This window comes from Microcella humidisoli, from assembly GCF_024362325.1.
Classification (GTDB): Bacteria; Actinomycetota; Actinomycetes; order Actinomycetales; family Microbacteriaceae; genus Microcella; species Microcella humidisoli.
In genome coordinates this window covers 1617342-1637708 of sequence record NZ_CP101497.1, presented here as the reverse complement: position 1 = coordinate 1637708, position 20367 = coordinate 1617342, and the positions used below count along the sequence as shown (strand labels likewise).

21 protein-coding genes are annotated in these 20367 nt (G+C 71.8%); 5 read left to right on the top strand and 16 right to left on the bottom strand.

Annotated elements, in window-relative coordinates:
- Positions 1–9: 9 nt before the first annotated feature.
- Complete coding sequence (locus NNL39_RS07950; RefSeq protein WP_255158659.1) at positions 10–567, bottom strand: NADPH-dependent FMN reductase; 558 nt, start codon at positions 565–567, stop codon at positions 10–12.
- Between the two features lie 104 nt (positions 568–671).
- Here NNL39_RS07950 and NNL39_RS07945 point away from each other — a divergent pair, with 104 nt between their 5' ends.
- Complete coding sequence (locus NNL39_RS07945) at positions 672–1442, top strand: alpha/beta fold hydrolase (RefSeq protein ID WP_255158658.1); 771 nt, start codon at positions 672–674, stop codon at positions 1440–1442.
- Here the strand turns inward: NNL39_RS07945 and NNL39_RS07940 are convergent.
- From NNL39_RS07940 to NNL39_RS07925, 4 genes are read right to left on the bottom strand one after another with little or no spacing between them, the layout of a single operon-like run.
- Positions 1439–2173 (bottom strand): siderophore-interacting protein, encoded by a 735-nt coding sequence (locus NNL39_RS07940; protein WP_255158655.1) that lies wholly within the window; start codon positions 2171–2173, stop codon positions 1439–1441. The two genes, NNL39_RS07945 and NNL39_RS07940, sit on opposite strands and share 4 nt — an antisense overlap.
- An 11-nt stretch (positions 2174–2184) precedes the next feature.
- Positions 2185–3504, bottom strand: coding sequence for an MFS transporter (locus NNL39_RS07935; protein WP_255158653.1), 1320 nt, complete (start codon positions 3502–3504; stop codon positions 2185–2187).
- Between the two features lie 10 nt (positions 3505–3514).
- Positions 3515–4501 carry an aldo/keto reductase gene (locus NNL39_RS07930; RefSeq protein WP_255158651.1) on the bottom strand — a complete coding sequence of 329 codons (987 nt, stop codon included), beginning with the start codon at positions 4499–4501 and terminating at the stop codon, positions 3515–3517.
- A 9-nt stretch (positions 4502–4510) separates the two neighbouring features.
- A complete protein-coding gene (locus NNL39_RS07925) occupies positions 4511–5329 on the bottom strand; it encodes an alpha/beta fold hydrolase (RefSeq protein ID WP_255158649.1) in 819 nt (272 codons plus the stop codon).
- 292 nt (positions 5330–5621) lie between these two features.
- Here NNL39_RS07925 and NNL39_RS07920 point away from each other — a divergent pair, with 292 nt between their 5' ends.
- Positions 5622–6563 carry a DUF4349 domain-containing protein gene (locus tag NNL39_RS07920; protein ID WP_255158647.1) on the top strand — a complete coding sequence of 314 codons (942 nt, stop codon included), beginning with the start codon at positions 5622–5624 and terminating at the stop codon, positions 6561–6563.
- On the opposite strand, the gene NNL39_RS07915 is transcribed toward NNL39_RS07920, so the two are convergent.
- On the bottom strand, positions 6554–6889 hold the full coding sequence (locus NNL39_RS07915; protein ID WP_255158645.1) for a hypothetical protein: 336 nt from the start codon (positions 6887–6889) through the stop codon (positions 6554–6556). The genes NNL39_RS07920 and NNL39_RS07915 overlap by 10 nt on opposite strands.
- A 149-nt stretch (positions 6890–7038) precedes the next feature.
- Between NNL39_RS07915 and NNL39_RS07910 the strand changes: the two genes are divergently transcribed.
- Positions 7039–7473 (top strand): nitroreductase family deazaflavin-dependent oxidoreductase, encoded by a 435-nt coding sequence (locus tag NNL39_RS07910; RefSeq protein ID WP_255158643.1) that lies wholly within the window; start codon positions 7039–7041, stop codon positions 7471–7473.
- Between the two features lie 13 nt (positions 7474–7486).
- Here the strand turns inward: NNL39_RS07910 and sufU are convergent, their stop codons facing one another.
- From sufU to NNL39_RS07890, 4 genes are all read right to left on the bottom strand, one after another.
- Positions 7487–7957 carry a Fe-S cluster assembly sulfur transfer protein SufU gene (sufU, locus tag NNL39_RS07905; protein ID WP_255158641.1) on the bottom strand — a complete coding sequence of 157 codons (471 nt, stop codon included), beginning with the start codon at positions 7955–7957 and terminating at the stop codon, positions 7487–7489.
- The gene (locus NNL39_RS07900; RefSeq protein WP_255158640.1) at positions 7954–9261 is read right to left on the bottom strand and encodes a SufS family cysteine desulfurase; all 1308 of its coding nucleotides are present in this window, start codon (positions 9259–9261) and stop codon (positions 7954–7956) included. Before NNL39_RS07900 ends, sufU begins: the two co-directional genes overlap by 4 nt.
- A 211-nt stretch (positions 9262–9472) precedes the next feature.
- Positions 9473–10183: an aspartate/glutamate racemase family protein gene (locus NNL39_RS07895; RefSeq protein ID WP_255158638.1), complete on the bottom strand. Its 711-nt coding sequence runs from the start codon at positions 10181–10183 to the stop codon at positions 9473–9475.
- An 11-nt stretch (positions 10184–10194) separates the two neighbouring features.
- On the bottom strand, positions 10195–11190 hold the full coding sequence (locus tag NNL39_RS07890) for a DUF389 domain-containing protein (protein WP_255158636.1): 996 nt from the start codon (positions 11188–11190) through the stop codon (positions 10195–10197).
- Positions 11191–11241: 51 nt separating this feature from the next.
- On the opposite strand from NNL39_RS07890, the gene NNL39_RS07885 reads away from it, so the two are divergent.
- The gene (locus tag NNL39_RS07885) at positions 11242–11541 is read left to right on the top strand and encodes a Dabb family protein (protein WP_255158634.1); all 300 of its coding nucleotides are present in this window, start codon (positions 11242–11244) and stop codon (positions 11539–11541) included.
- Positions 11542–11550: 9 nt separating this feature from the next.
- Complete coding sequence (locus NNL39_RS07880) at positions 11551–12111, top strand: hypothetical protein (RefSeq protein WP_255158632.1); 561 nt, start codon at positions 11551–11553, stop codon at positions 12109–12111.
- Between the two features lie 15 nt (positions 12112–12126).
- Here NNL39_RS07880 and NNL39_RS07875 read toward each other — a convergent pair whose 3' ends face one another.
- Genes NNL39_RS07875 through NNL39_RS07850 form a run of 6 tightly spaced genes read right to left on the bottom strand, consistent with a single transcriptional unit; the run spans position 12127 to position 20303 of the window.
- Positions 12127–12666 carry a YbaK/EbsC family protein gene (locus NNL39_RS07875; RefSeq protein WP_255158630.1) on the bottom strand — a complete coding sequence of 180 codons (540 nt, stop codon included), beginning with the start codon at positions 12664–12666 and terminating at the stop codon, positions 12127–12129.
- A complete protein-coding gene (locus tag NNL39_RS07870; protein ID WP_255158628.1) occupies positions 12663–12851 on the bottom strand; it encodes a hypothetical protein in 189 nt (62 codons plus the stop codon). The genes NNL39_RS07875 and NNL39_RS07870 overlap by 4 nt, the downstream gene beginning before the upstream one ends.
- Positions 12852–12899: 48 nt before the next feature.
- Positions 12900–13598, bottom strand: coding sequence for an ABC transporter ATP-binding protein (locus NNL39_RS07865; protein ID WP_255158626.1), 699 nt, complete (start codon positions 13596–13598; stop codon positions 12900–12902).
- Positions 13595–14491 carry an ABC transporter ATP-binding protein gene (locus NNL39_RS07860; RefSeq protein WP_255158624.1) on the bottom strand — a complete coding sequence of 299 codons (897 nt, stop codon included), beginning with the start codon at positions 14489–14491 and terminating at the stop codon, positions 13595–13597. Before NNL39_RS07860 ends, NNL39_RS07865 begins: the two co-directional genes overlap by 4 nt.
- Positions 14488–17274, bottom strand: coding sequence for an FtsX-like permease family protein (locus NNL39_RS07855; RefSeq protein ID WP_255158622.1), 2787 nt, complete (start codon positions 17272–17274; stop codon positions 14488–14490). Before NNL39_RS07855 ends, NNL39_RS07860 begins: the two co-directional genes overlap by 4 nt.
- Positions 17271–20303: an FtsX-like permease family protein gene (locus NNL39_RS07850; protein WP_255158620.1), complete on the bottom strand. Its 3033-nt coding sequence runs from the start codon at positions 20301–20303 to the stop codon at positions 17271–17273. The genes NNL39_RS07855 and NNL39_RS07850 overlap by 4 nt, the downstream gene beginning before the upstream one ends.
- Positions 20304–20367 lie beyond the last annotated feature (64 nt).

The window sequence follows — 20367 nt, the reverse complement described above, 5'->3', positions numbered from 1 at the left end:
GACGACCGGCTAGCTGCGCAGCGGGCGCAGCGCCTCGGCGTATCGGTCGAGGCCGTCGAGGAGCTTCGCGAGCGTCGCATCGTTCTTCGCGTCCGCCGCGAACGTGCCGTCGACGAGCTGAGCGTGCGGCCCGTTGATCGCCACGTCGACGGGAACCCGCACGAGGCCGATCGTCGTCAGCACCGCATCGAGGGCGGCGGCGCCCCGCAGGCCTCCGGATGCTCCGCCGTAGCTCACGACGCCGACGGGCTTGCCCTGCCATTCGAGCGCGAGGAAGTCGAGCGCGTTCTTGAGCGCCGGGCTGTAGCTGTGGTTGTACTCGGGGCTCACGAGCAGCACGGCATCGGCCTGCTCGACGCGCGCGCTCCACGCGATCGTGTGCGGCTTCGTATAGGCGCGCTTGGCGGGGTGCTCGGGCTCGTCCATGAACGGCAGGTTCAGCACGGCGAGGTCGACGAGGTCGACCTCGTGACCCGCGGCGGCGACGCGGTCGCGCACCCAGTGGGCGATGGGCAGGCCGATGCGGCCGGGACGGACGGAGCCGATGATGATCATGATGCGGGTCATGCTGAGCCGTAACCGGGGTGCCGGGCGATCGATTCCCGCACTCAGCCGATTCGCGGTCCGGCCCGACGCGGCGGGCCGGCGACGGCGCGACTAGGCTCCTGCGCATGAGCACGGTGACACTGCCCCGCTGGCACTGGGGCGACCCCGAGAGCCCCCGACGCGCGCTGCTCGTGCACGGACTGGGGTCATCCGCTCAGACCACGTGGCGCATCAGCGAGGGTCTCGCCGATGCCGGGTGGTCGGCGACGGCCGTCGATCTGCGGGGGCACGGCGCCGCGCCGCGGGCATCCCGGTACCGCATCGAGGACATCGCCGGTGATCTGCTCGGCACGCGGCCCGAGGGCGACGGCCCCTGGCAGCTCGTCGTGGGGCACTCGATCGGCGCGGCCGCGGCGGCGCAGGCGGCGGGCACCGAGTCTGCGTGGTCGGAGCGGCTCGTGCTGCTCGACCCCGCGCTGCAGCTCGACGAGCCCGCGCGGCAGAGCGTGCTCGCGGGTCAGCTCGCCAACCACGACGGCGCGACGGTCGCGAGCATCGCCGAGCAGTTTCCGCACTGGCACCCGCTCGACATCGAGTTTCGGGTGTGGGCGGTGCAGGCCGCGTCGCGGTTCGCGCTCGAGCGCATGGTGCTCGACAACGACGACTGGAATGTCACGGCGTTCGTGCCGCACATCGCCGCCCCGACGCTGGTGATCGCGGCCGACCCCGACCACGGGGCGATGTTCGCCGGCGAGCACGCGGCGGCGGTGCTCGCGACCAACCCGCTGCTCGAGGCCGTCGTGGTCGCGGGCGCGGGTCACAGCGTGCACCGCGATGCGCCCGAGGCGACGCTGCGGCACCTGCTCGACTGGCTGCGCGCGAGCGAGACGCCCTAGCGCTTCCAGTAGCCCTTGACGACGGCGCGCTCGACGTCGATGCCCCAGTGGGCGAGCACCGCGCGGGCGGGGGCGACGAGCGACTGCTCGCCGCACGCGAAGACGAAGCGCTCGAGCGGGTCGGTGGGAGCCGGCAGCGCGGCGAGAGCCTCGGCGAGCGCCACGCTCGGTCGGTGCGGGTCGGGGCTCAGGATGCTCACGCGCAGCCCCCCGGGCGGCTCGATGCCGAGCGATGCCAGGTCGAACCGGGTCTCGAGCAGCAGGTGCCCGGTGATGCTCGGGCCGAGCATCCGGAGGTAGCGGCGCACCGCCGGCAGGGCGCTGTCGTCGCCCGCGAGCACGACCTCCTCGGGTGCTCCGGACAGCACGACCGAGCCCTTGGGCCCCGCCATGACGGCGGGCGACCCGAGCGGAGCCTGCGCCGCCCACGCGCCGATCACCCCGAGCTCGGCGCCCGGCTCACCGTGCACGAGCACGTCGAGGTCGATCCATCCGTCGTCGACGGAGTGGTCGACGACGGTCTCGGTGCGGGGTTCGCCCTCGACCGCCTCGACGCGCACGTGGTCTCCCCCGCCGGGCGCGACGAATCCCGCGAGCTCGCCGGGCCTCGCCTCGACGAGCCGCAGGCGCACGTAGGCGTCGTCACCGGCGACGCTCAGCACCGTTCGCGCGCCGAGGCGCACCTGCCGCACCGCGGGCGGGAAGGGGTGACGGGCGAGCGAGTACGGCACGACGGCTCGATTCAGGCGGCGGGCACGACCGGCACGGTGCCGGTCGGCGGGGGTGGGGCATCCCCGTTGTCGATGTCTTCGGGATTCGGAAGCGTCATCAAGAAGCGGTAGAAGATCAGGCCGAGCACGGTGATGCCCGCGCCCCCGACGATCCACGGCACCGTGAGGTCGATGAGGGCGAGCGCTCCGCCGATGAGCGAGCCGATGGGCATCGTGCCCCACAGCAGCGTGCGCCACGTGCCGTGCACGCGGCCGAGCAGCCGGCCCGGGATGATCGCCTGGCGGAACGACATCATGAGCACGTTCCAGATCGTCGTCGTCGCGGCGCCGAGCGCGAACAGCACGATCGCGGCGATCGGCACCGGGAACAGCCCCGTCAGCAGTACGAGGATGCCCGCGAGGAGGTTCATCGCCGCCATCACGGGCCCGAGCCCGAAGCGGCGCGCCAGCCGCGAGGCGACGACCGAGCCGAGCAGCCCGCCGACGGCGCCGGAGAGCAGGAAGAGCCCGAATCCGGCCTCGGGGATGGCGAGGGTGTCGAGCACGAAGAGCACGAGCGTCGCGCTGGAGGCCGAGAACAGGATCGCGACGGGGATGCTGACGAACCACAGCGTGCGCAGCATCCGGTTGCCCATGATGAAGTGCCAGCCGTCGGCGAGCTGCCGGCGGAACGGCACGACCGGCTCGGTCGATGCCGCATGGAACTGCCGCCCGGAGGCGATCGCCGGCAGCAGCACGGCGAGGAGGGCCGCGAGGCCGAACGCCGCGACGAGCCCGCCGATGGGGATGAGCACGGCGACCGCGAAAAGTGCCGAGGTGAGCGGCGCGGCCGCGAAGTTCTGCACGACGAGTTCGGCACCCTCGATGCGCGCGTTGGCCCGGGGCAGCTGCTGCTTCGGCACAACGCTCGGCACCACGGCGCGGATGGCCCCGTCATACAGCGTCTCGCACACGCCGTAGACGAAGATCACGAGGTAGAGCCACCAGATCGTGAGTGCGTTCATCGCGACGAGCACGAGAAGGACGACGGCGAGCAGTGTGCGCACGCCCGCGGCGAGCGCGAGAGCTCGGCGGCGATCCATGCGGTCGACGAGGATTCCAGCCGGCAGGGCGAAGAACAGCCACGGCAGCATCGCCACGGCGCCGATGCCGGCGATGAGCACGGGGTCGTCGGTGAGCCGCGCGGCGAGCAGCGGGGACGCCGTGCGCGCGATGCCGTCGCCGAGGCTCGAGGCGAGGTTCGCCGTGAAGACGTTGGCGAAGGTGCGGCCGAGCCCCCGACGCGGGGTCGGGCCGGTGGATGCTGCGCCCGGGGTGGAGCCGGAGATCACGCCGCGCTCGCTACCAGCGCTCGTGCACGGCCGCGCGGAACCGCCGGTCGTAGAGCTCGACGACGCGGGCGTGGAACTCGGCGCCGAGCTCGTCGACCTCTCCCGCAGCGGCATTGCCCCGCGCCTGCTCGGGCGAGCGGGCACCGGGGATGACCGTGCTGACGCCGGGCAGCTGCGCGAGCCAGGCCAGCGCGGCCGTCGCCGGCGCGAGGCCGTGCTCGGCGGCGAGCGCCGAGAACTCGACGGCCGCCTCGACGCCGGTGGCGTAGTCGACCCCCGCGAAGGTCTCGCCCTGGTCGAAGTGCGAGCCGTCGCGGTTGTAGGTGCGGTGGTCGTTCTCGGCGAAGACGGTGTCCTTCGTGTAGCGCCCGCTCAGCAGGCCCGAGGCGAGCGGAACGCGCGCGATGATGCCGACGCCCGCGGCGATCGCGGCGGGCAGCACCGCGTCGAGCGGCTTGAGCCGGAACGCGTTGAGCACGATCTGCACGCTTGCCACGTTGGGGCGGGCGATCGCCGTGAGCGCCTCCTCGGCCGTCTCGACGCTCACGCCGTAGTTCTTCATGACACCCTCGTCGACCAGCTGATCGAGGTCGTCGTAGACGCGGTCGATCGAATAGACGGGAGTCGGCGGGCAGTGCAGCTGCACGAGATCGAGCGTGTCGACGCCCAGGTTGCGGCGGCTGCGGTCGCTCCAAGCGCGAAAGTTCTCGGTCGAGTAGTTCTCGACCGTCTGCTCGACGCGGCGGCCCATCTTCGTCGCGACGAACACGGAGACGTCGGGGCGCGACTGCAGGTAGCGGGCGATGAGCTGCTCGCTGCGGCCATCGCCGTAGGCGTCAGCAGTGTCGAAGATCGTGACGCCCGACTCGACGGCGGCGTCGAGCACCGCGTGGGCATCCTTCTCGCTCACGTCACCCCAGTCGGCACCGAGCTGCCAGGTTCCGAGGCCGATAGAGGAGACGGTCGCACCGGTGCGGCCGAGGATCGAGGTCTTCATGCCGCCAGCCTATTCGCCGTTCGAGGCTCCCCACGGCGCCGGTGGTTCGGAGACGACGCGCGCAACCGCCTGCGCGAGCTTGGGGCGGATGATGTGCGCGACACCCGAGACGCGGTGCGCGCGCACGTGCCGAAGCTGCTGCACGATCGCCAGACCCCCGGGCGCGAGGAAGGGGTCGAGGGCGCCGTAGACGAGGTCGATGGGCACCCGCACGCGAGACAGGTCGGCGAGCGTCGTCTGCGACTCGATCGCGTTCTGCAGCGAGAGCATGAACGGCTGCCAGTTCTTCTCGGTGAGCTCGAGCACGTTCTTGATCGGCGCGATCGCGGCGAGCGCGGCCGCCGTGCGCCGCGTGAAGCTCGGATTCAGGCGCAAGAACTCGTAGACCGTGAAGTAGGCGCCCATGCTGGCCCGGTCGACCGAGTCGCCGATCATCGCGGGGGGCAGGTAGATGGGCGAGCTGACGAGCACCAGCCGGTCGAGCTCGCGCCGGTGGGCCACCGCATAGCGCGCCGCGATCAGGCTGCCGAGCGAATGGCCGACGAGCGTGAAGGGCTCGCGCAGCCGCAGCGAGCGGATCGTGCGGTCGAGCGCGGCGGCGTGCTCGTCCAGCGAGTACGTGGCCCCTTCCGGGCTCGGCGACGCACCGAAGCCGAGAATGTCGATCGTGATGCAGCGGTGCGTCGGCTCGAGCAGCGGCACGAGGTGGTGAAACGTGACCGACGACGAAGCGATGCCGTGGATCATGACGACGACCGGCCCGCTGCCGGTGTCACCCGTGACCGACAGCAGCGGAGCATCCCGCCGGAACCACGACCATCGCGCCATGGCCCGATTATGGCGGATGCTCACGACCGCCGTGCGAGACCGGGAACGAGAGAAGGGGGCCGGCTGAGCCGACCCCCTTGACCTACGCGTCCACCCCTAGTCGCGGAGGAATTATTCGAATGTAGGCGACCGATCGGAGCCGCGGCCGGCTTCTCGCCCTTCCCTCTGGGTTCTCTCGGCACAGGCACAGGCTCGCGCGGCAGCGGCCGGCACTCGGCGGCAGGTCACGATCGTGTTTCAGCCGAAAACGTTGGGTGGTGCCGCGGCGAACGACGGGTCTACCGTGAGCGCCATGCGCACCCCACGACTGCTCACCGCCCTCCCCGCCCTCGCCCTCAGCGCACTGCTGCTGAGCGGCTGCGCGGCGGCCGCCACGTCCGAATCGGGCAGCGACTCGGGCGGGATGCCGGGGTTCGAGGAGGGCGTCGGCGCCCCGGTCACCGACGAGGCGGCGGGCGACGGCGACCTCGAGAGCCAGCCGGGCGACGAGGATCGCGCCGTCATCACGACGGGGTACCTCTACCTGACCGTCGATGCTCCGCTCGACGCGGCGACCGAAGCCGTGTCGATCGTCGAGGCCGCGGGGGGTCGTGTGGACGGGCGCACCGAGTACGGCCCACAATCGCTCTCGTCGCGCATGGCAACCGATGCCGGCGGAGCAGAACTCGTGCTGCGCATCCCGGCGGAGCGCCTCACGGCCACGATCGAGAAGCTCAAGGCGCTCGGCGAGGTGGAGGAGCTGCAGGTGAGCTCGAGCGATGTGACGCGCGAGGTGCAAGACATCGATGCGCGCGTCGTCGCGCTGCGGTCGTCGATCACGCGCCTCCTGGCGCTGCAGGATGCCGCCGCGACGGTCGAAGATCTCATCGCCCTCGAGACGGCCATCAGCGATCGTCAGGCGCAGCTCGAGAGCTACGAGGCGCAGCAGCGCTACTACGCCGATCAGGTCGGCCTGTCGACCCTGACCCTCACCCTGGGATCGCTCGCGATCGCCCCGATTGACGAGCCCGACACGTTCCTGAGCGGACTCGTCACGGGCTGGGAAGCACTCGTCGCCTTCGGCTCCGGGCTGCTCGTGGTGGTCGGCGTGCTGCTGCCGTGGCTGCTCGCGCTCGGTCTCATCGGGCTCGTCGTGCTGCTGATCGTGCGGGGCGTCGTGCGCCGAGGATCGTCGCGGGCCGCGACCTCGCCCGAGGCTGCCGCCCCCGTCGCGACCGACACCGATCACTCGTAGACCTTCACGACGAACCAGCGGGCCGGATCCCCCTCGTCGCGCACGTCGAGCACGCAGCTGCGCCCATCGTCTGCCGTGGCCTGGAAGCGCCAGCCGGTGCAGGTGCGGGGAGCCACGGCGAGGGCCTGAGCATCCACGTCGAGGCGGCGCCACCACGAGACGGGCTCGGTGATGACGGTCGGGCGGTCGGTGACGCGCCAGCGGGCCCCGGCCCAGACGAGCCGCATGGGGCGGCCGTCGGGGTCGGCCCACACGATCGCGACCGGGTCGGCAGGGCTCTCGTCAGGAGCCGAGGGGTCAGGGAGAGAGGAGGCACGGGCCGGCACGGCTGTCTCGCATTCAGGGGTCGCGCGCGCTCCGGCCCGGCGCTGGTCTGACGGGGTTCACTCGAACATACGTTCGAGCGCCGACACTACGCCGGGCGGCCGCGACACGCCAAGCCGCGTCAGCACGAACCGCCGGATACGCTCGAGCCATGCCGCTGACAGGGGAATACGCACCGAGCACCTCCGACTGGGCCCGTGAGCAGGCCGAGCTCTACGAGCGCACGAACGGCGTCGAGGGCAATGACCTGCGGGGTCGCCGCATCATCGTGCTCACGACCCTGGGCGCGAAGACCGGGATGCTGCGCAAGACGGCCCTCATGCGCGTCGAGCACGACGGCGACTACGTCGTCGTCGCCTCGAAGGGCGGTGCGCCCGAGAACCCGGTCTGGCACCACAACCTCATGGCCCACCCGCTGTGCGAGCTGCAGGACATGGCCGAGAAGCACGACTACCGCGCGCGCCTGCTCGAGGGTGACGAGCGCGTCACCTGGTGGGAGCGGGCGTGCGAGAACTGGCCCGACTACGCCAGCTACCAGCTGAAGACTGAGCGGCAGATTCCGCTCTGGGTTCTCGAAAGGGCGTAGTGCTCGAGCGGGCCTAGCCGGCCGAGCCCTCGCGGCGCTGCAGCAGGTCTTCCGCGGCGACCCAGGCGAGCATCGCGCACTTGACGCGCGCGACATACTTCGAGACCCCGCTGAGGGCGGCCGCGTCGCCGAAGCGCTCCTCGTCGAGCGGCATGGCCCCGCGCGAGCGCAGCGCCTCGCGGAACTCCTCGATGAGCGCCGTCAGCTCGGCGGGCGTCCACGCGGCGCTCTCCTCGGCCGACTCCTCGGCGAGGGTCGCGAGCAGCGAGGCGCTCGCCTGCGAGATCGAGCAGCCCGAGCCCTCCCATGCGACGGCCTCGACGCGCTCGCCCGCGGCATCCCAGCGCAGCGCGAGCGTGATCTCGTCGCCGCACACGGGGTTGCGCTGGTGGCTCGTCTCCTCCCCCGCGGCCAGGCCGACGCCGTGCGGGTGCTTGGAGTGGTCGATGATGATCTGCTGGTACAGCTGCTCGAGGCCGCTCACGCCGGCGCTCCTTCCGTGAACCCGAAGAATGGGCGGATGCTCGCCACGGCCTCGAGCGCCCGGTCGACCTCGTCGGCCGTCGAGTGCACGCCGAGACTCAGGCGCAGGCTCGCCGTGACGCCGAAGCGGCGATGTAGGGGTTGCGCGCAGTGGTGGCCGACGCGCGCGGCGATGCCGGCCTCGTCGAGCACCTGACCGGCGTCGTGCGCGTGCACGTCGTCGACGACGATGCTCGCGAGGCCGACGCGCGGCGCGGGGTTCTCGGCCCCGAGCACGCGAACGTGCGGGATGCGCGCAAGGCCCGCGAGCATCCGTTCGGTGAGGGCGTGCTCGGTCACCGCGATGCGGTCGAGGCCGATCTCGGTGACGAAGCGCACGGCCTCAGCGAGCCCGATGGCCTGGGCGATGCGCGGCGTGCCGGGTTCGAAGCGCTGCGGCGCGGGCAGGTACTCGGCACGCTCCATCGTCACGGTCGTGATCATCGACCCGCCGTAGAGGAACGGCGGCAGCGCGTCGAGCAGGGCCGCGCGTCCGTAGAGCACGCCGATGCCCGTCGGCCCGTAGAGCTTGTGACCGCTGAACACGGCGATGTCGACGTCGAGCTCGCGCGGGTGCAGGGTGAGGTGCGGGGCCGACTGGCAGGCGTCGAGCACGACGAGCGCGCCGACGGCGCGCGCAAGCGGCACGAGGTGCTCGAGCGGGGTCACGCCGCCCGTGACGTTCGAGACGTGCGTGAGCGCGAGCACGCGCGTGCGCTCGCCGATGATCGTGGCGGCGGCATCGAGGTCGAGCGCGCCGTCGTCGAGCACGGGGATGAAGCGCAGGGTCGCTCCCGTGCGGGCCGCGAGCTCTTGCCACGGAATGAGGTTGGCGTGGTGCTCAAGCTCGGTCACGACGATCTCGTCGCCCGCGTGCAATCCATAAGGAGCCGCCGCGGCGCTCGCCCCGGCGCCGCGGCCGAGGCTCGCCGTGCCGAGGGCGTAGGCGACGAGGTTGAGCGCCTCGGTGGCGTGGCTCGTGAACACGACCTCGTTCTCGTCGACCGCGAGGAGGGCGGCGATCGTGCGGCGGGCATCCTCGTACAGCTCGGTCGCCTCGCCCGCGAGCGTGTGGGCTCCGCGATGCACGGCCGCGTTCGACTCGCGATAGAACGCGCTCTCGGCCTCGATGACGCGCAGCGGCTTCTGCGCCGTCGCGGCCGAGTCGAGGTAGGCGAGCGGATGCCCGTTCACCTGCCGCGCGAGGATCGGGAACTGCGCGCGCACGCCCTCGAGCTCGGCAGAGGTCAGGGGTGCGGCGGTCACCCCTCCAGGGTATGCCGTGCGGCTCGCTGCGTGCTTCGCGCGGAACACCGCCATGCTGGCAACACCGCTCCGTCTCGTGCTCAGCCCTGCCCCCTGCGTTCGGTGGCCCGCGAGACTTCCAGAAGCGCGGAACATCGTGACGCGTATTCGCAGAAGTCCGCGCTTCTGGAAGCGAGTCCACGGGCATAACGACCCAGCGCGCTGAGGGGGCTCAGCGGGCGGTTAGAGAACTGTTACTCAGCGCCCAGTCGACCGCCGCCTGAGCGTGCAGGCTCGTGGTGGCGAAGAGCGGAATGCCGACGTGGCGCGCATCGATGAGCAACTCAATCTCGGTGCAGCCCAGCACGACCCCCTGAGCACCCCGTTCGACGAATCGTTCGATGATCTGCTCGTACTCCGCGCGCGAATCGTCGCTCACGACGCCGCGGACAAGCTCGTCGTAGATGACCCGGTGCACGACGGCCTGGTCGTCGAGATCAGGCACGAGAACCTCGATCCCATGGGCCTCCACACGCTCGCGATAGAACGCTTGCTGCATAGTGAACCGCGTCCCGAGCAGTCCGACGCGGGTGAGGCCGGCGGCCATGACCGCCTCGGCCGTGACGTCAGCGAGATGCAGCAACGGGATGCTCACCGCGGCCTCGATCGCCGGTGCGACGATATGCATGGTGTTGGTGCAGAGCACGATCACCTCAGCGCCGGCCACCTCCAGAGCACGCGCCTCGCGCGCGAGCAACTCACCGGCGCGTTCCCACTCGCCCGCGGCCTGCAACTGCTCGACCTCGGCGAAGTCGACCGAGATCATGACGACGTCGGCCGAGTGCACCCCGCCGAGCCGCTTGGCGGTGCCGTCGTTGATGAGCGAGTAGTAGAGCGCCGAGCTCTGCCAGCTCATGCCACCGAGCAAACCGATGCGTCGCATCGCGCCAGCGCTCACGAACCGAGCTCGACCTCGTAGACCGGCGTCAGCACGACCGTGACCAGCTGGGGGTCGACGCCGCGGTCGGCCAGCGCCGTCTCGAGCGATGCGGTGTCGGGCACCGGCAGGGGCCCTTCGAGGTGGATGGTGAGTTCCGCGCCGCTGTAGTCGATGTTCTGCACGCGCCAGCCGGCGTCGCCGCTCCAGTCGTCGATGACCTCGATCACCGCTCGTTCGATGATCGACTTGGCGCCGATCTCGACGCTTGTCAGCGAGAGCGGGATGCCGATGATGATGAGCATCGAGATGAGCAGCACCGCGGGCTTGCGCAGGCTCGCCGCCCGAGAGCCGCCCGCCGCCACGGCGTCGGCGCCCACAGCGCTGAGCTTGTTCACCCCGTAGAACGACATGACCACGATGCCCGTCGCGATGATCGCCACGACGTTCGTGACGAACAGCAGCAGAGCCCCGAAGGCCTCGTCGACAGCGCCAGCCTCGAGGGTGAGCCCCACGACGGTCAGCGGCGGCACGAGCGAGATCGCGATCGCGACCCCCGGCAGGGTGTCGGAGATGTCGCGGCGCACGAGCGCGACCGATCCGACGACCCCCGTGCCGAGCGCGGCGAGCAGGTCGATGAGCCGGGGGCTCACGCGCCCCGCCACTTGCGAGTTCGTCGCCGTGACGACGTCGCCCGTCACCGTGAGCCCGATCGCGAAGCCGATCGCGACGGCCACCGCAGCCCCCGCCACGACGAGCAGCAGAGAGCGGATGAGGTTCGCCCGATCGCCGAGCACCGTCGCGAGCATCGTCCCCTGGATAGGCCCGAGCAGGGGCGCGACGATCATCGCGCCGATGACGGCGGCCGTCGAATCGGCCACGACGCCCGCCGAGGCGATGATCGATGACAGCACCAGCAGCATCCAGAACCGCGAGTACCGGGCGGGCGCCTCGGGTCCGTCGAAGAACACGGATGCGCGCATGTCGACGGGGGTGGCGAATCTCGACTCCATGGCGCGAATCTAGCCCCCGCGCGGCCCCGCGACCATCCCTATAGTGAGAGCATGATCCGCCACATCGTGCTGTTCCGCCTGGCCGCCACCGACGACGCCCAGCGCCGCGACGACGCCCACGGCATCGCCGAGCGGCTCGAAGCGCTCGAGACGCAGATCGCGGGCATCCAGAGCATCCGCGTCGACCGCGACCTCGGCCTCGTCGATGGGCACTGGGATGTCGCGCTCGTCTCCGAGCACGACGACAACGCGGCCCTCGAGGCCTACCAGGCGCACCCCGCGCACAAGGAAGCCGCCGCCTACATCGCGAGCGTGATCACCGACCGCGCGGTCGTCGACTACTCGGTCTAGCGTGCCGCGATGACGGCCGACGAGCAGGTCGCGGCGCCCGTTCCGCGCATGCCGGGCTGGATGATCGCCCGTTCGGGCGAGCCGCTCAGCGTCGAACGCCTGCGCGTCCGACTGGCGGCGTACGTCTACGGCAACATCCTCGTGCTCACGGCGATCGTGATCGCCACCGGCAAGTCGATCGTCGGCGGCGAGGCGGCCCTGCTCGTGACCGTGACCGCCCTCACGACCTACAGCGCGCACATCCTCGCCCACGATGTCGGCCAGCAGCTGGGCCGCGGGCACGGCGAGCACCGCCCGCACATGGCCCACGAGATCCGCGACGCGCTGCCGATCCTCGTCTCGGGCTTCGTTCCGGCCGTCATCCTCTTCATCGCCACGTTCAGCTTCATTCCGACGCAGCTCGCGCAGCTGACGGCTGCCGTGTGGGTCGTCGGCCGGCTCGCCCTCATCGGCTTCATCGTCGAACGGCTCAGCGGCCGACGACCCACCTGGCGCACGCTCTCGGGCGGCATGCTGCTCGCCCTGCTGAGCGCGGTCGTCGTGGTGCTCAAGGTGGTGTTCGCGCACTGAGCGCGCGCGGCGCGGTCAGCGCTGCGCGATGGGCGCGACCCGCGCCCCCGGCAGCCCGGCGAGGTACTCACCCGTCACGAGCAGCTTCGCCCCGCGGATGCCCGCCCCCACGATGAGCGGCCCGCTCGCCGCGACGGCCTCGTCCACGAGGATCGCCCACTCGGCCGGCAGGCCGAGCGGGGTCACGCCGCCGTACTGCATGCCGGTCGCCTCGATCACGGCATCGAGCGGCGCGAAGGATGCGCGGCGTGCGTCGAGCATCCGGCGCACCGCCCCGTTCACATCGATGCGATCGCTGCCGAGGATCATGCAGGCGACGAGCGTGCGGGTCTCACCGCGCCTCGCTTCGACGACGACGCAGTTCGCGCCCTGCGACGGGTCGACCTCGTAGCGCGCGCAGAACGCGGCCGTGTCGGCGAGCACGGCGTCGATCGCGCCGACGAGCACGCGCTCGTCAGGGTGCGCGGCGAGGAAGTCGCGCACGGGCGCCGCGAGCAGCTCGGGGTGCTCGGCGGCGGGGGCGAGCTCGAGGGTTCCGAAGCGGGTCGTGCTCACACGCCGAGGGCGTTGAGCCCGCCGTAGACGGCGTAGGCCGGCCACACGATCGCCTGCAGCAGACCGAGGATGACGCCGCCGAAGCTGCCGTCGCTCTGGCTGATGAAGTAGATCGCCGCGCCGATGTAGGCGAGCAGGCCGGCGAAGCCCCACGTCGCACCCTGCTGCACTGCCTTGCCTGCCATGGTGGTCCTCCTCGTCAATGCACCAGCAGCGCGGTGCAGCACCCGAATCTACACCTGCGCGGCGTGCCGTCCACGGCGTGAGAGCCGTCCGTCATGCAGCTCGAGAACGCGATCAGCGAGGGCCGCCACGGCGGGGTCGTGGGTCGACACGAGTGCGGCGACCCCCTCCGAGCGCACGACCGAGACGATGAGGTCCATCATCGAGGCTCCCGTGCCGCTGTCGAGCTGACCGGTGGGCTCGTCGGCGAGCAGGATGCGCGGCCGGTTGGCGAGCGCACGCGCGATCCCGACCCGCTGCTGCTGCCCGCCGGAGAGCTCGTACGGCCGCTGCTCGCTGTGGGAGCTGAGACCGACCCGATCCAGCAGCTCGGCCACCCGCGCCTCGCGCTCCGCGGCGGGGGTGCGCAGGATCCGGAGCGGGATCTCGATGTTCTCCGCCGCCGAGAGCACGGGGATCAGGCCGAAGCTCTGGAAGACGTATCCGATGCTCCGCGCACGCAGATCAGCGGCCGCCGGCTCGCTCAGCGTTCCCAAGTCGGTGCCGTCGATGACGACGCGACCCGCGGTCGGCACGTCGAGCCCGCCCAGCAGCGTGAGCAGAGTCGTCTTGCCCGATCCCGACGGACCCCGCAGCACGACGAGCTCGCCCGCGTCGATGCTCAGATCGACGTCGTCGAGCGCGGTGACCGCCCGATCACCCGACCCGAATACGCGGCTCAGGCCCGTGGTCTGGAGCACCGCGCTCATGATGGCTCCTCGGTGGGTGCGGTCGGCGCGACGGGGTCGAGCCCCGGCCTCACCTCGACGTGCTCGGGCTGCAGGCTCAGCCGCACCCGCTCGCGCAGGCCGAGCGCATCGACGTAATCCTGCGGCAGCTGCAGCCGGCCGACCTTGTCGAGCACTGCGAACTCCTCGGCGTGCACCTCGCCGCCGTCGACGGCCGTGCGGCGCAGCGTCTCGGTCGCTGTGCGGCCGTCGCGGATCTGCACGGTGCGGCGCACGTGCTGCGAGACGCTCGCATCGTGCGTGACGATGAGGGTGGTGACCCCGAGCTCGCTGTTGACGGTGCGCATGGCCTCGAGCACATCGGCCGTGCTGTCGTCATCGAGCTCGCCCGTCGGCTCGTCGGCGAGCAGCACCGTGGGATTGTTGGCCAGCGCCACAGCCATCGCGACGCGCTGCTGCTGCCCGCCCGAGAGCTCCGCCGGCAGGCGATCGGCGAGCTCGGAGACTCCGACGAGCTCGAGCAGCTCGGCCGTGCGTGCGGCGCGCTGCCGACGCGGTGATCCACCGATCGACAGCACGAGCTCGAGGTTGTCGGCCGCACTGAGGTACGGCACGAGGTTGCGGCTCGTCTGCTGCCAGATGAACCCGACCGTGTGCCGCCGGTAGAGCACGCGCTCGCGCTCGCTCATGGTCAGCAGGTCGTGGCCAGCGACTCTCGCCGCGCCCGCGGTCGGGGCATCGAGCCCCGACAGGATCGTCAGCAGGGTCGACTTGCCCGAGCCGCTCGCGCCGACGATGGCGGTGAGCTCTCCGGGGTCGACGCGCAGGGTGAGACCCTGCAGCGCCTGCACCTCGACGCCCTGGGCGATGAAGATGCGCACCAGGTCGGTGCACACGATGTGCGGTTCGGTCATGATGACTCCGTTCGCAGGGTGGTGAGCAGGGGCGGTCGTCGGTCGAGCGCGGTCGCGATCGCGATGACCGCGATCACGCCGACAAGCACGCAGACGACCGTGCCGATGATGAGGCCGGCATCGAGGGATGCGGCGACGGGGTCGGGAACGCCGATGACGAACCGCAGGTCGACCGCAGCGGTCGCGAGGGGCACGAGGCCGAGGCCGACGAGGCTGCCGACGAGAGTGCCGAGGACCGCCGGCGGTGCGAGCTCCCAGGCGACGAGCGACGACGACCGTCGCGCGCCGAGCACGAGCGCGAGCCCCTGCACACGCTGCCGACGCGGTCGACCGACGAGCGCGGCGACGGCGAGCGTCGTGATGGCGAGACCGACGGCGAGCACCGCGGCGCAGAGCAGCGTGACGCGCAGAGCGGCCGTCAGGGGCACGGCGCGCGCCTCCGTCGCAGCGGACTGGGCGATCGCGATCCGGGCTTCCCCGTCCGGCTCGTCGGAGGTGAGGGTGCGCAGAGCATCGCCGAGCTGCGTCGGGCTGACTCCTGGCGCCGGCTCGACCAGCACGGTGTCGATGGCCAGCCGGTTCGTGAATAGATCCGCATCCGCCTCGCCGACGAGCACCCACGAGCTCGGAGCGCCGTAGCCCGCCGCGACCCGGCCGGTGGCGACGACCGTCACGGGCACCCCGTCGACCGCGATGTCCGCATCCGCAGCCGGAAGCCCGTCGACGGTCGGCAGCAGGTCATCACTGAACATCACGGGCACCCGGTCGTCATCAACCGTGGCTGTCGCAGGGGGCCAGTCGGCGGGCGCGTCGGTGCGCAGCCGGGCGGCGGTCTCGTCCAGGACGATGACCGTCGCGTTCTCGCGCACTCCGTCGATGCCGAGCACGACGGGGCCGATGACGTCGATGCCTCCTACGGCGGCCGCCTCGGGCAGCTCGCGCACCGCGGCGACGAGCACGGCGTCGACGGCGGGACCGGTGATGCGCACCGCGGCACCCAGCCGGTCTCGCGCGGCACCGTCGAGTCCGGCGTCGATCACGGCGAGCAGCGAGAGCGACGAGACGGCGACCGATGCCGCGATGACGGTCGCGACGACGACGGGCAGTCCCACCGCCCGATCGCGGGATGCCCGCCGCGCGCCGATCACCGCGACGGCACTACCAGCCCGGCCGATGACGCGCTGGGCCAGGGCGACCAGCACGGGGTAGAGCCGAGCCGTGAGCACGCTCGCGGCGAGCGCGACGAGCAGCGGCATGGCGACGAGCAGCGGATCGACGCCGACCGCAGCCGCGGCGGTGACGATACCCCGCTGCAGCACGAGCGCGACGGAGATCACCGCGAGGGCCACGGTGACGAGCTCGACGAGCGTGCGCGCGCGGCTGGCGCCCGCGAGGTCGGCTCGGCGCTCGCGCACATCAGCCGCGCGGGGCACGAGGGTAGCGAGCATGACGGCGGGGACGAGCGTGATGACCACGAGCGCCGTGAGCGGGGCGGGTGAGAGCAGGCTCGCGGCCGAAGCGGACAGGCTGTCGCCGATCAGCGTCCCGGCGACAAGCGCCCCCGCGACGGCGCCGAGGAGCGTGGCGGGAACCGTGATGAGCAGCGTGTCGACGACGACCGCTGCGCGCAGTCGCGTGCGCGAGGCACCGCGCGCGAGCTGCAGGGCGAGCACCGACCGACGCCGGTCGATCGTCGAGCGGGATGCGAGCATGAACACGACCCCGAGCGCCCCGAGCGGACCCGCCGCCATGAGGGCGAGCACCGCGGTCGTCACCGATGCGCGATCGAGCACGTCGTCGGCGGCGGCGGGGATCTGCGAGGCCAGCGATGCCGTCGTCGAGAGAGACCCGCCGCCGACGACCAGGGGCACCGTCAAGCCGGTCGACACGAACGCCCGCAGCTGGGGCAGCAGGACGTCGATCGTGCGCGCGTCGAGGCGGGAGACATCGAGCGGGAACCAGACCCGGATCGGCCCGAACGCCGTCGGCGCCCCGACGCTCAGCGGGTTCACAAACGCCGCGGCGGTCTCGCGCGGTTGCTGATTCCCGTCGTCGAACCGCTCGGACTCGGGAGCGCCCGGGATGCCGAGCCAGTACGCGTCCTGCTCATCGATTGGCCCGACGATGCCGACGAGCTGCAGATCGATGCCCGAGACGGGATCAGCCCGGCGTTCTCCGATCGACCAGCGCAGGGCATCCGCACCATCGGTGGTGAGCACGAGCTCAACGGGCGCCGCCGTGCCGCCCTGCGGTTCGGGCACGACGAGCGTTCCCGGCGGCTGGGCAGCGGCGCCCGGGGCCCACGGCTCGGGAAGACGTCCGTCGATGACGGTCACTCGCTGCTCGAGCAGCGGGTCGATGACGGTGCGGACGAGGAACCGGGGATCCGCGGGATCCGGGCTCTGCGGCAGAACAGACACCGGCTCGTTGATGATGACGATCTGCGCCTCACCGAGCGCTGAGCGCAGTGGCTCTGGTTGCGATTCCCGCGCTTCGCGGAGGGTGCCGAACAGGCTCCCGTAGGCGTCGTCTTCGGTCACGGACTCGTCGGAGAAGACCGGCAGGTCGATGACGGTGAGATCGAGGATCTCACCCGTCGGGTCGCGTCGGTCGGCGGGAAGAGTCGCGATCGCGGTTCGCAGTTCTTGCGAGGTGGCGTGGGTCAGCCCGATCGGAGCCGCGATGACGATCGCCGCCGTCAGGGCCACGAGAACCCCCAGCAGTGCGAGCGTGGCACCGGACGAGCGCAGCTGGGCGAGGGCGATGCGGGCAGGGCGCGTCATCGCAGCACCTCCCGGGCGGAGAGCGTTCGCGCCTGACGAGCCGCCTGCCGTGCGGCGCTGAGGCTGAGCGCAGCGATGGCCCCGAGCAGGAGCGCGCCGAGCACTGCGGCGAGCACTGGCTCGATGGTCGCGCGAACCGGGAGTGCGGGCGGAACGTCGACGATGAGGGCTCGAGCGAGGTCGCCGACGAGCAGGAGCGCTGCACCGGTTCCCACTGCGATCCCGCCCACCGTCGCCACGGTCAGCACGGCCCCGAACTCGAGGGCACGCGCACGGGCCTGCGCACGCGCAGCGACCCCGATCGCTCGAAGCACCACCACGTCGACGTCGCGGACCCCGCCGATCGCACGGGAGACGATGGCGGCGGCAGCGATCGCGAGCACCAGGGCGCCGAGCGCCGCAACCCACAGAGCGGTGCGAGCACCCTCGGCGAGCACGCCCGTCGGCGCATCGGCGACCGCATCGACCGACGACCCGCTGGGGACCAGCATCCGCAGCTCGTCAGCAGCCTGCCGGGCCGACCGCGCGTCGATCACGGCGTCGTCGTCGGGCGACAGCAACACCCCGGTCACAGGCAGGGGGGTCTCCGAGCCCGCGAGCTGCGACTGCGCGACAGCGACCAGGTCGGCGACGACGGCCACGACGGTCACGGCGCCGGGCACAGCGGGCACGATGTCGGTCACGACCCCCACGATCTCGCGCCCCGAGCCCGCGACGATCACCGTGATGCTGTCTCCGAGCTGCGCCCCGACCCGATCCGCTGCGGCCGGAGTGACCGCGAGCCGCACGGGCGCCGGTTGCGGCATCACCCGCACCGTCCCCGACCCACCGGGGCGCGCATCCCATTGCTCGTCCACATCGATCACCGTCTCTGCGCCGGCGGCGTCGGTGACGATGACTCCCGACCGCGCGATCTCGAGCTCGTCACCGCTCACGACCGGCTCGATGTCGAGGGCGAGCACGCGCCAGGGACCGCCGGCTCCGGGGAGCGAAGCCTCCCCGCTCTCGTCGGCAGCCACGCGGGTCACGCCGCCCTGCGCATCAGCGACCCAGAAGGCCGCCGCCGCCTCGGTGCTGCCGAGCCGGATGCTCGTGGCCGTCGCCGCGATCTCGATCCCCGGTGCTGAATCGACGCGGATCGCGGCGGCGATCCGCTCACGATCGACGGCACCCCCAGCTTCCGCGACGACCTCGGTGAGGGCGGTCGGATCGATGGCGACGAGCGTGCCCGGCCCATCGTCACCCGTGAGCTCGGCGACCGAGACCGGCACCCCGCGCCAGGCCGTCCCGGCGAGGGCGACGGGCTCGCCGGCCGCCCCGACAACCGCTCGGGCATCAAGGTCGAGCACGCCCCCGCTGATCGCGAGCTCGGCACCGAGCGCGAGTTCTCGAGCGGCGCGTTCCGACGAGCGCGTGGTCGCGTCGACCGTCGCGGCGATGACGAGCCCGCCCACGGTGAACCCGATCAGCAGTACCGGCGCGGTGACGATCGCCGTCGACCGCGCGAGCGAGCGCGAGATGAGCACGGGGATGAGGCGGTCTGCGCCCGCCGTCGCGCGTGAGACGAGCCGAGCGAGCGGTTCCACAAGCACCACAGCCAGCAGTGCTCCGGTGACGAGAACGAGTACGGGCGTCAGCGCCGCGATCGGGTCGACCGCAATGCCTCCCTCTGCCGTCGGCACAATCGGGCCGCGGTAGAGCACGAACTGGCTCACGGCGACTCCGGCGGCGATGGCGCTCACGACCAGGGCGGCGCCGCTCACCGCGCGCGACGGGCGGCCGGAGTCGAGAAGTGTGTCGCGACGCAGGGCAGAACGAGCGCTGCGCGTGGTGATGACGACCGCGAGCACCACCGTCACGACGGCGACAGCGAGCGCGCTTGCGCCGGTCACGACCATCAGGGGTGCGGGATCGGCCAGGGCGCGCTCGAGAGTTCCGGGACGCGTGACGAGGGTGATGGCAGCACCGAGAACCGAGCCGATCACCGCGCCGGGTACGGCGATGATGAGCGACTCGACCGCGGCGTTCGACGCCAGCCGTCGCGGCGACGCGCCGCGCGAACGCAGCAGGGTCACCTCTTCTCGCCGCACGGTCGTCAGCAAGCGCTGCAGTTCGAGCAGGGTCGTGAGCGCGGCGACACCGACGAGCGCGATCGCCACCGGGAGCACAGCCCCGACTCCCGCCGCCGCGCGCTGAACCTCGGTGACCGTGCTGCCGAGCCCGCCGTCGACGACGATACCCGTGCCCTGGCTGCGAGGATCATCGTCGATCACCTGCGCCAGTGACGGCAGCCCCGCCGCGATCTGGTCGAGAGCAGCGGGCGAGGCCCTGCGCGGATCGAGCGCCGAGACCCACTGCGCGATCGGGCGCGTCGAGAGCCCGCGCCATAGCGCCTCATCGACTACGAGCGGGCCGACGGCCGAGCCCACCCGCCCGCTGTCCACGAGCGGATCGCCTGCCCAGACGGGGTCGCTGCTGTCGAGCGGCAGCCAAAGGGCGGCGACGGTGACCTCGACGGGCTCATCACCGGCTGCCGGAAGAGTGATGCGGTCGCCGATGCGCACGTCGAGCGCGTCGGCCGCGCGGCGGTGCAGGGCGGCCTCTCGGGGTGTCTGCGGCCACGTACCCTCGACGACCTCGACGCGGTCGAGCAGGCTCGCATCGCTCAGGAGCACGACGGTGTCGGTGAACGGGGCGACCTCAAGAGGCTCGCTCCGGATGCTCGGCTGCGGCGCGAACACCGCCGTCGGCATCAGGGTATCGAGCGCGTCGCGCACCGCCGCATCCTGCTCCTCCGCCGCGCGGAGCGCGGCCGACTCGCTCGTGCCCCCTTGCCCGGCCCAGCGGATGGCGACCCGCACGACGGCATCATCGTCCTGCGCGGCACCGATGACGGCGCCCGCTCCGTCGATGATCGTCGCGTTCGCGAGCACGCCGATCCCCGCGCCGAGCCCCGCCGACAGCGCCACGACGCCCGCGGTCGCGAGCAGCAATGACTGGCGGCTGCGCAGTCTGCGGACAAGCATCATGAGCGCGGGGTGCTCGCCGTCGCCACCGAGAAACCGCTCATCGGACGAGGCTATCAGCGACGAG

Coding starts and splice junctions, on each gene's coding strand:
- NNL39_RS07925 (WP_255158649.1), bottom strand. CDS start 5,329: ATGGCGCGATGGTCGTGGTTCCGGCGGGATGCTCCGCTGCTGTCGGTC.
- NNL39_RS07885 (WP_255158634.1), top strand. CDS start 11,242: ATGATCCGCCACATCGTGCTGTTCCGCCTGGCCGCCACCGACGACGCC.
- NNL39_RS07855 (WP_255158622.1), bottom strand. CDS start 17,274: ATGACGCGCCCTGCCCGCATCGCCCTCGCCCAGCTGCGCTCGTCCGGT.
- NNL39_RS07930 (WP_255158651.1), bottom strand. CDS start 4,501: ATGAAGACCTCGATCCTCGGCCGCACCGGTGCGACCGTCTCCTCTATC.
- NNL39_RS07920 (WP_255158647.1), top strand. CDS start 5,622: ATGCGCACCCCACGACTGCTCACCGCCCTCCCCGCCCTCGCCCTCAGC.
- NNL39_RS07945 (WP_255158658.1), top strand. CDS start 672: ATGAGCACGGTGACACTGCCCCGCTGGCACTGGGGCGACCCCGAGAGC.
- NNL39_RS07890 (WP_255158636.1), bottom strand. CDS start 11,190: ATGGAGTCGAGATTCGCCACCCCCGTCGACATGCGCGCATCCGTGTTC.
- NNL39_RS07880 (WP_255158632.1), top strand. CDS start 11,551: ATGACGGCCGACGAGCAGGTCGCGGCGCCCGTTCCGCGCATGCCGGGC.
- NNL39_RS07910 (WP_255158643.1), top strand. CDS start 7,039: ATGCCGCTGACAGGGGAATACGCACCGAGCACCTCCGACTGGGCCCGT.
- NNL39_RS07950 (WP_255158659.1), bottom strand. CDS start 567: ATGACCCGCATCATGATCATCATCGGCTCCGTCCGTCCCGGCCGCATC.
- NNL39_RS07850 (WP_255158620.1), bottom strand. CDS start 20,303: ATGATGCTTGTCCGCAGACTGCGCAGCCGCCAGTCATTGCTGCTCGCG.
- NNL39_RS07860 (WP_255158624.1), bottom strand. CDS start 14,491: ATGACCGAACCGCACATCGTGTGCACCGACCTGGTGCGCATCTTCATC.
- NNL39_RS07870 (WP_255158628.1), bottom strand. CDS start 12,851: ATGGCAGGCAAGGCAGTGCAGCAGGGTGCGACGTGGGGCTTCGCCGGC.
- NNL39_RS07865 (WP_255158626.1), bottom strand. CDS start 13,598: ATGAGCGCGGTGCTCCAGACCACGGGCCTGAGCCGCGTATTCGGGTCG.
- NNL39_RS07895 (WP_255158638.1), bottom strand. CDS start 10,183: ATGCGACGCATCGGTTTGCTCGGTGGCATGAGCTGGCAGAGCTCGGCG.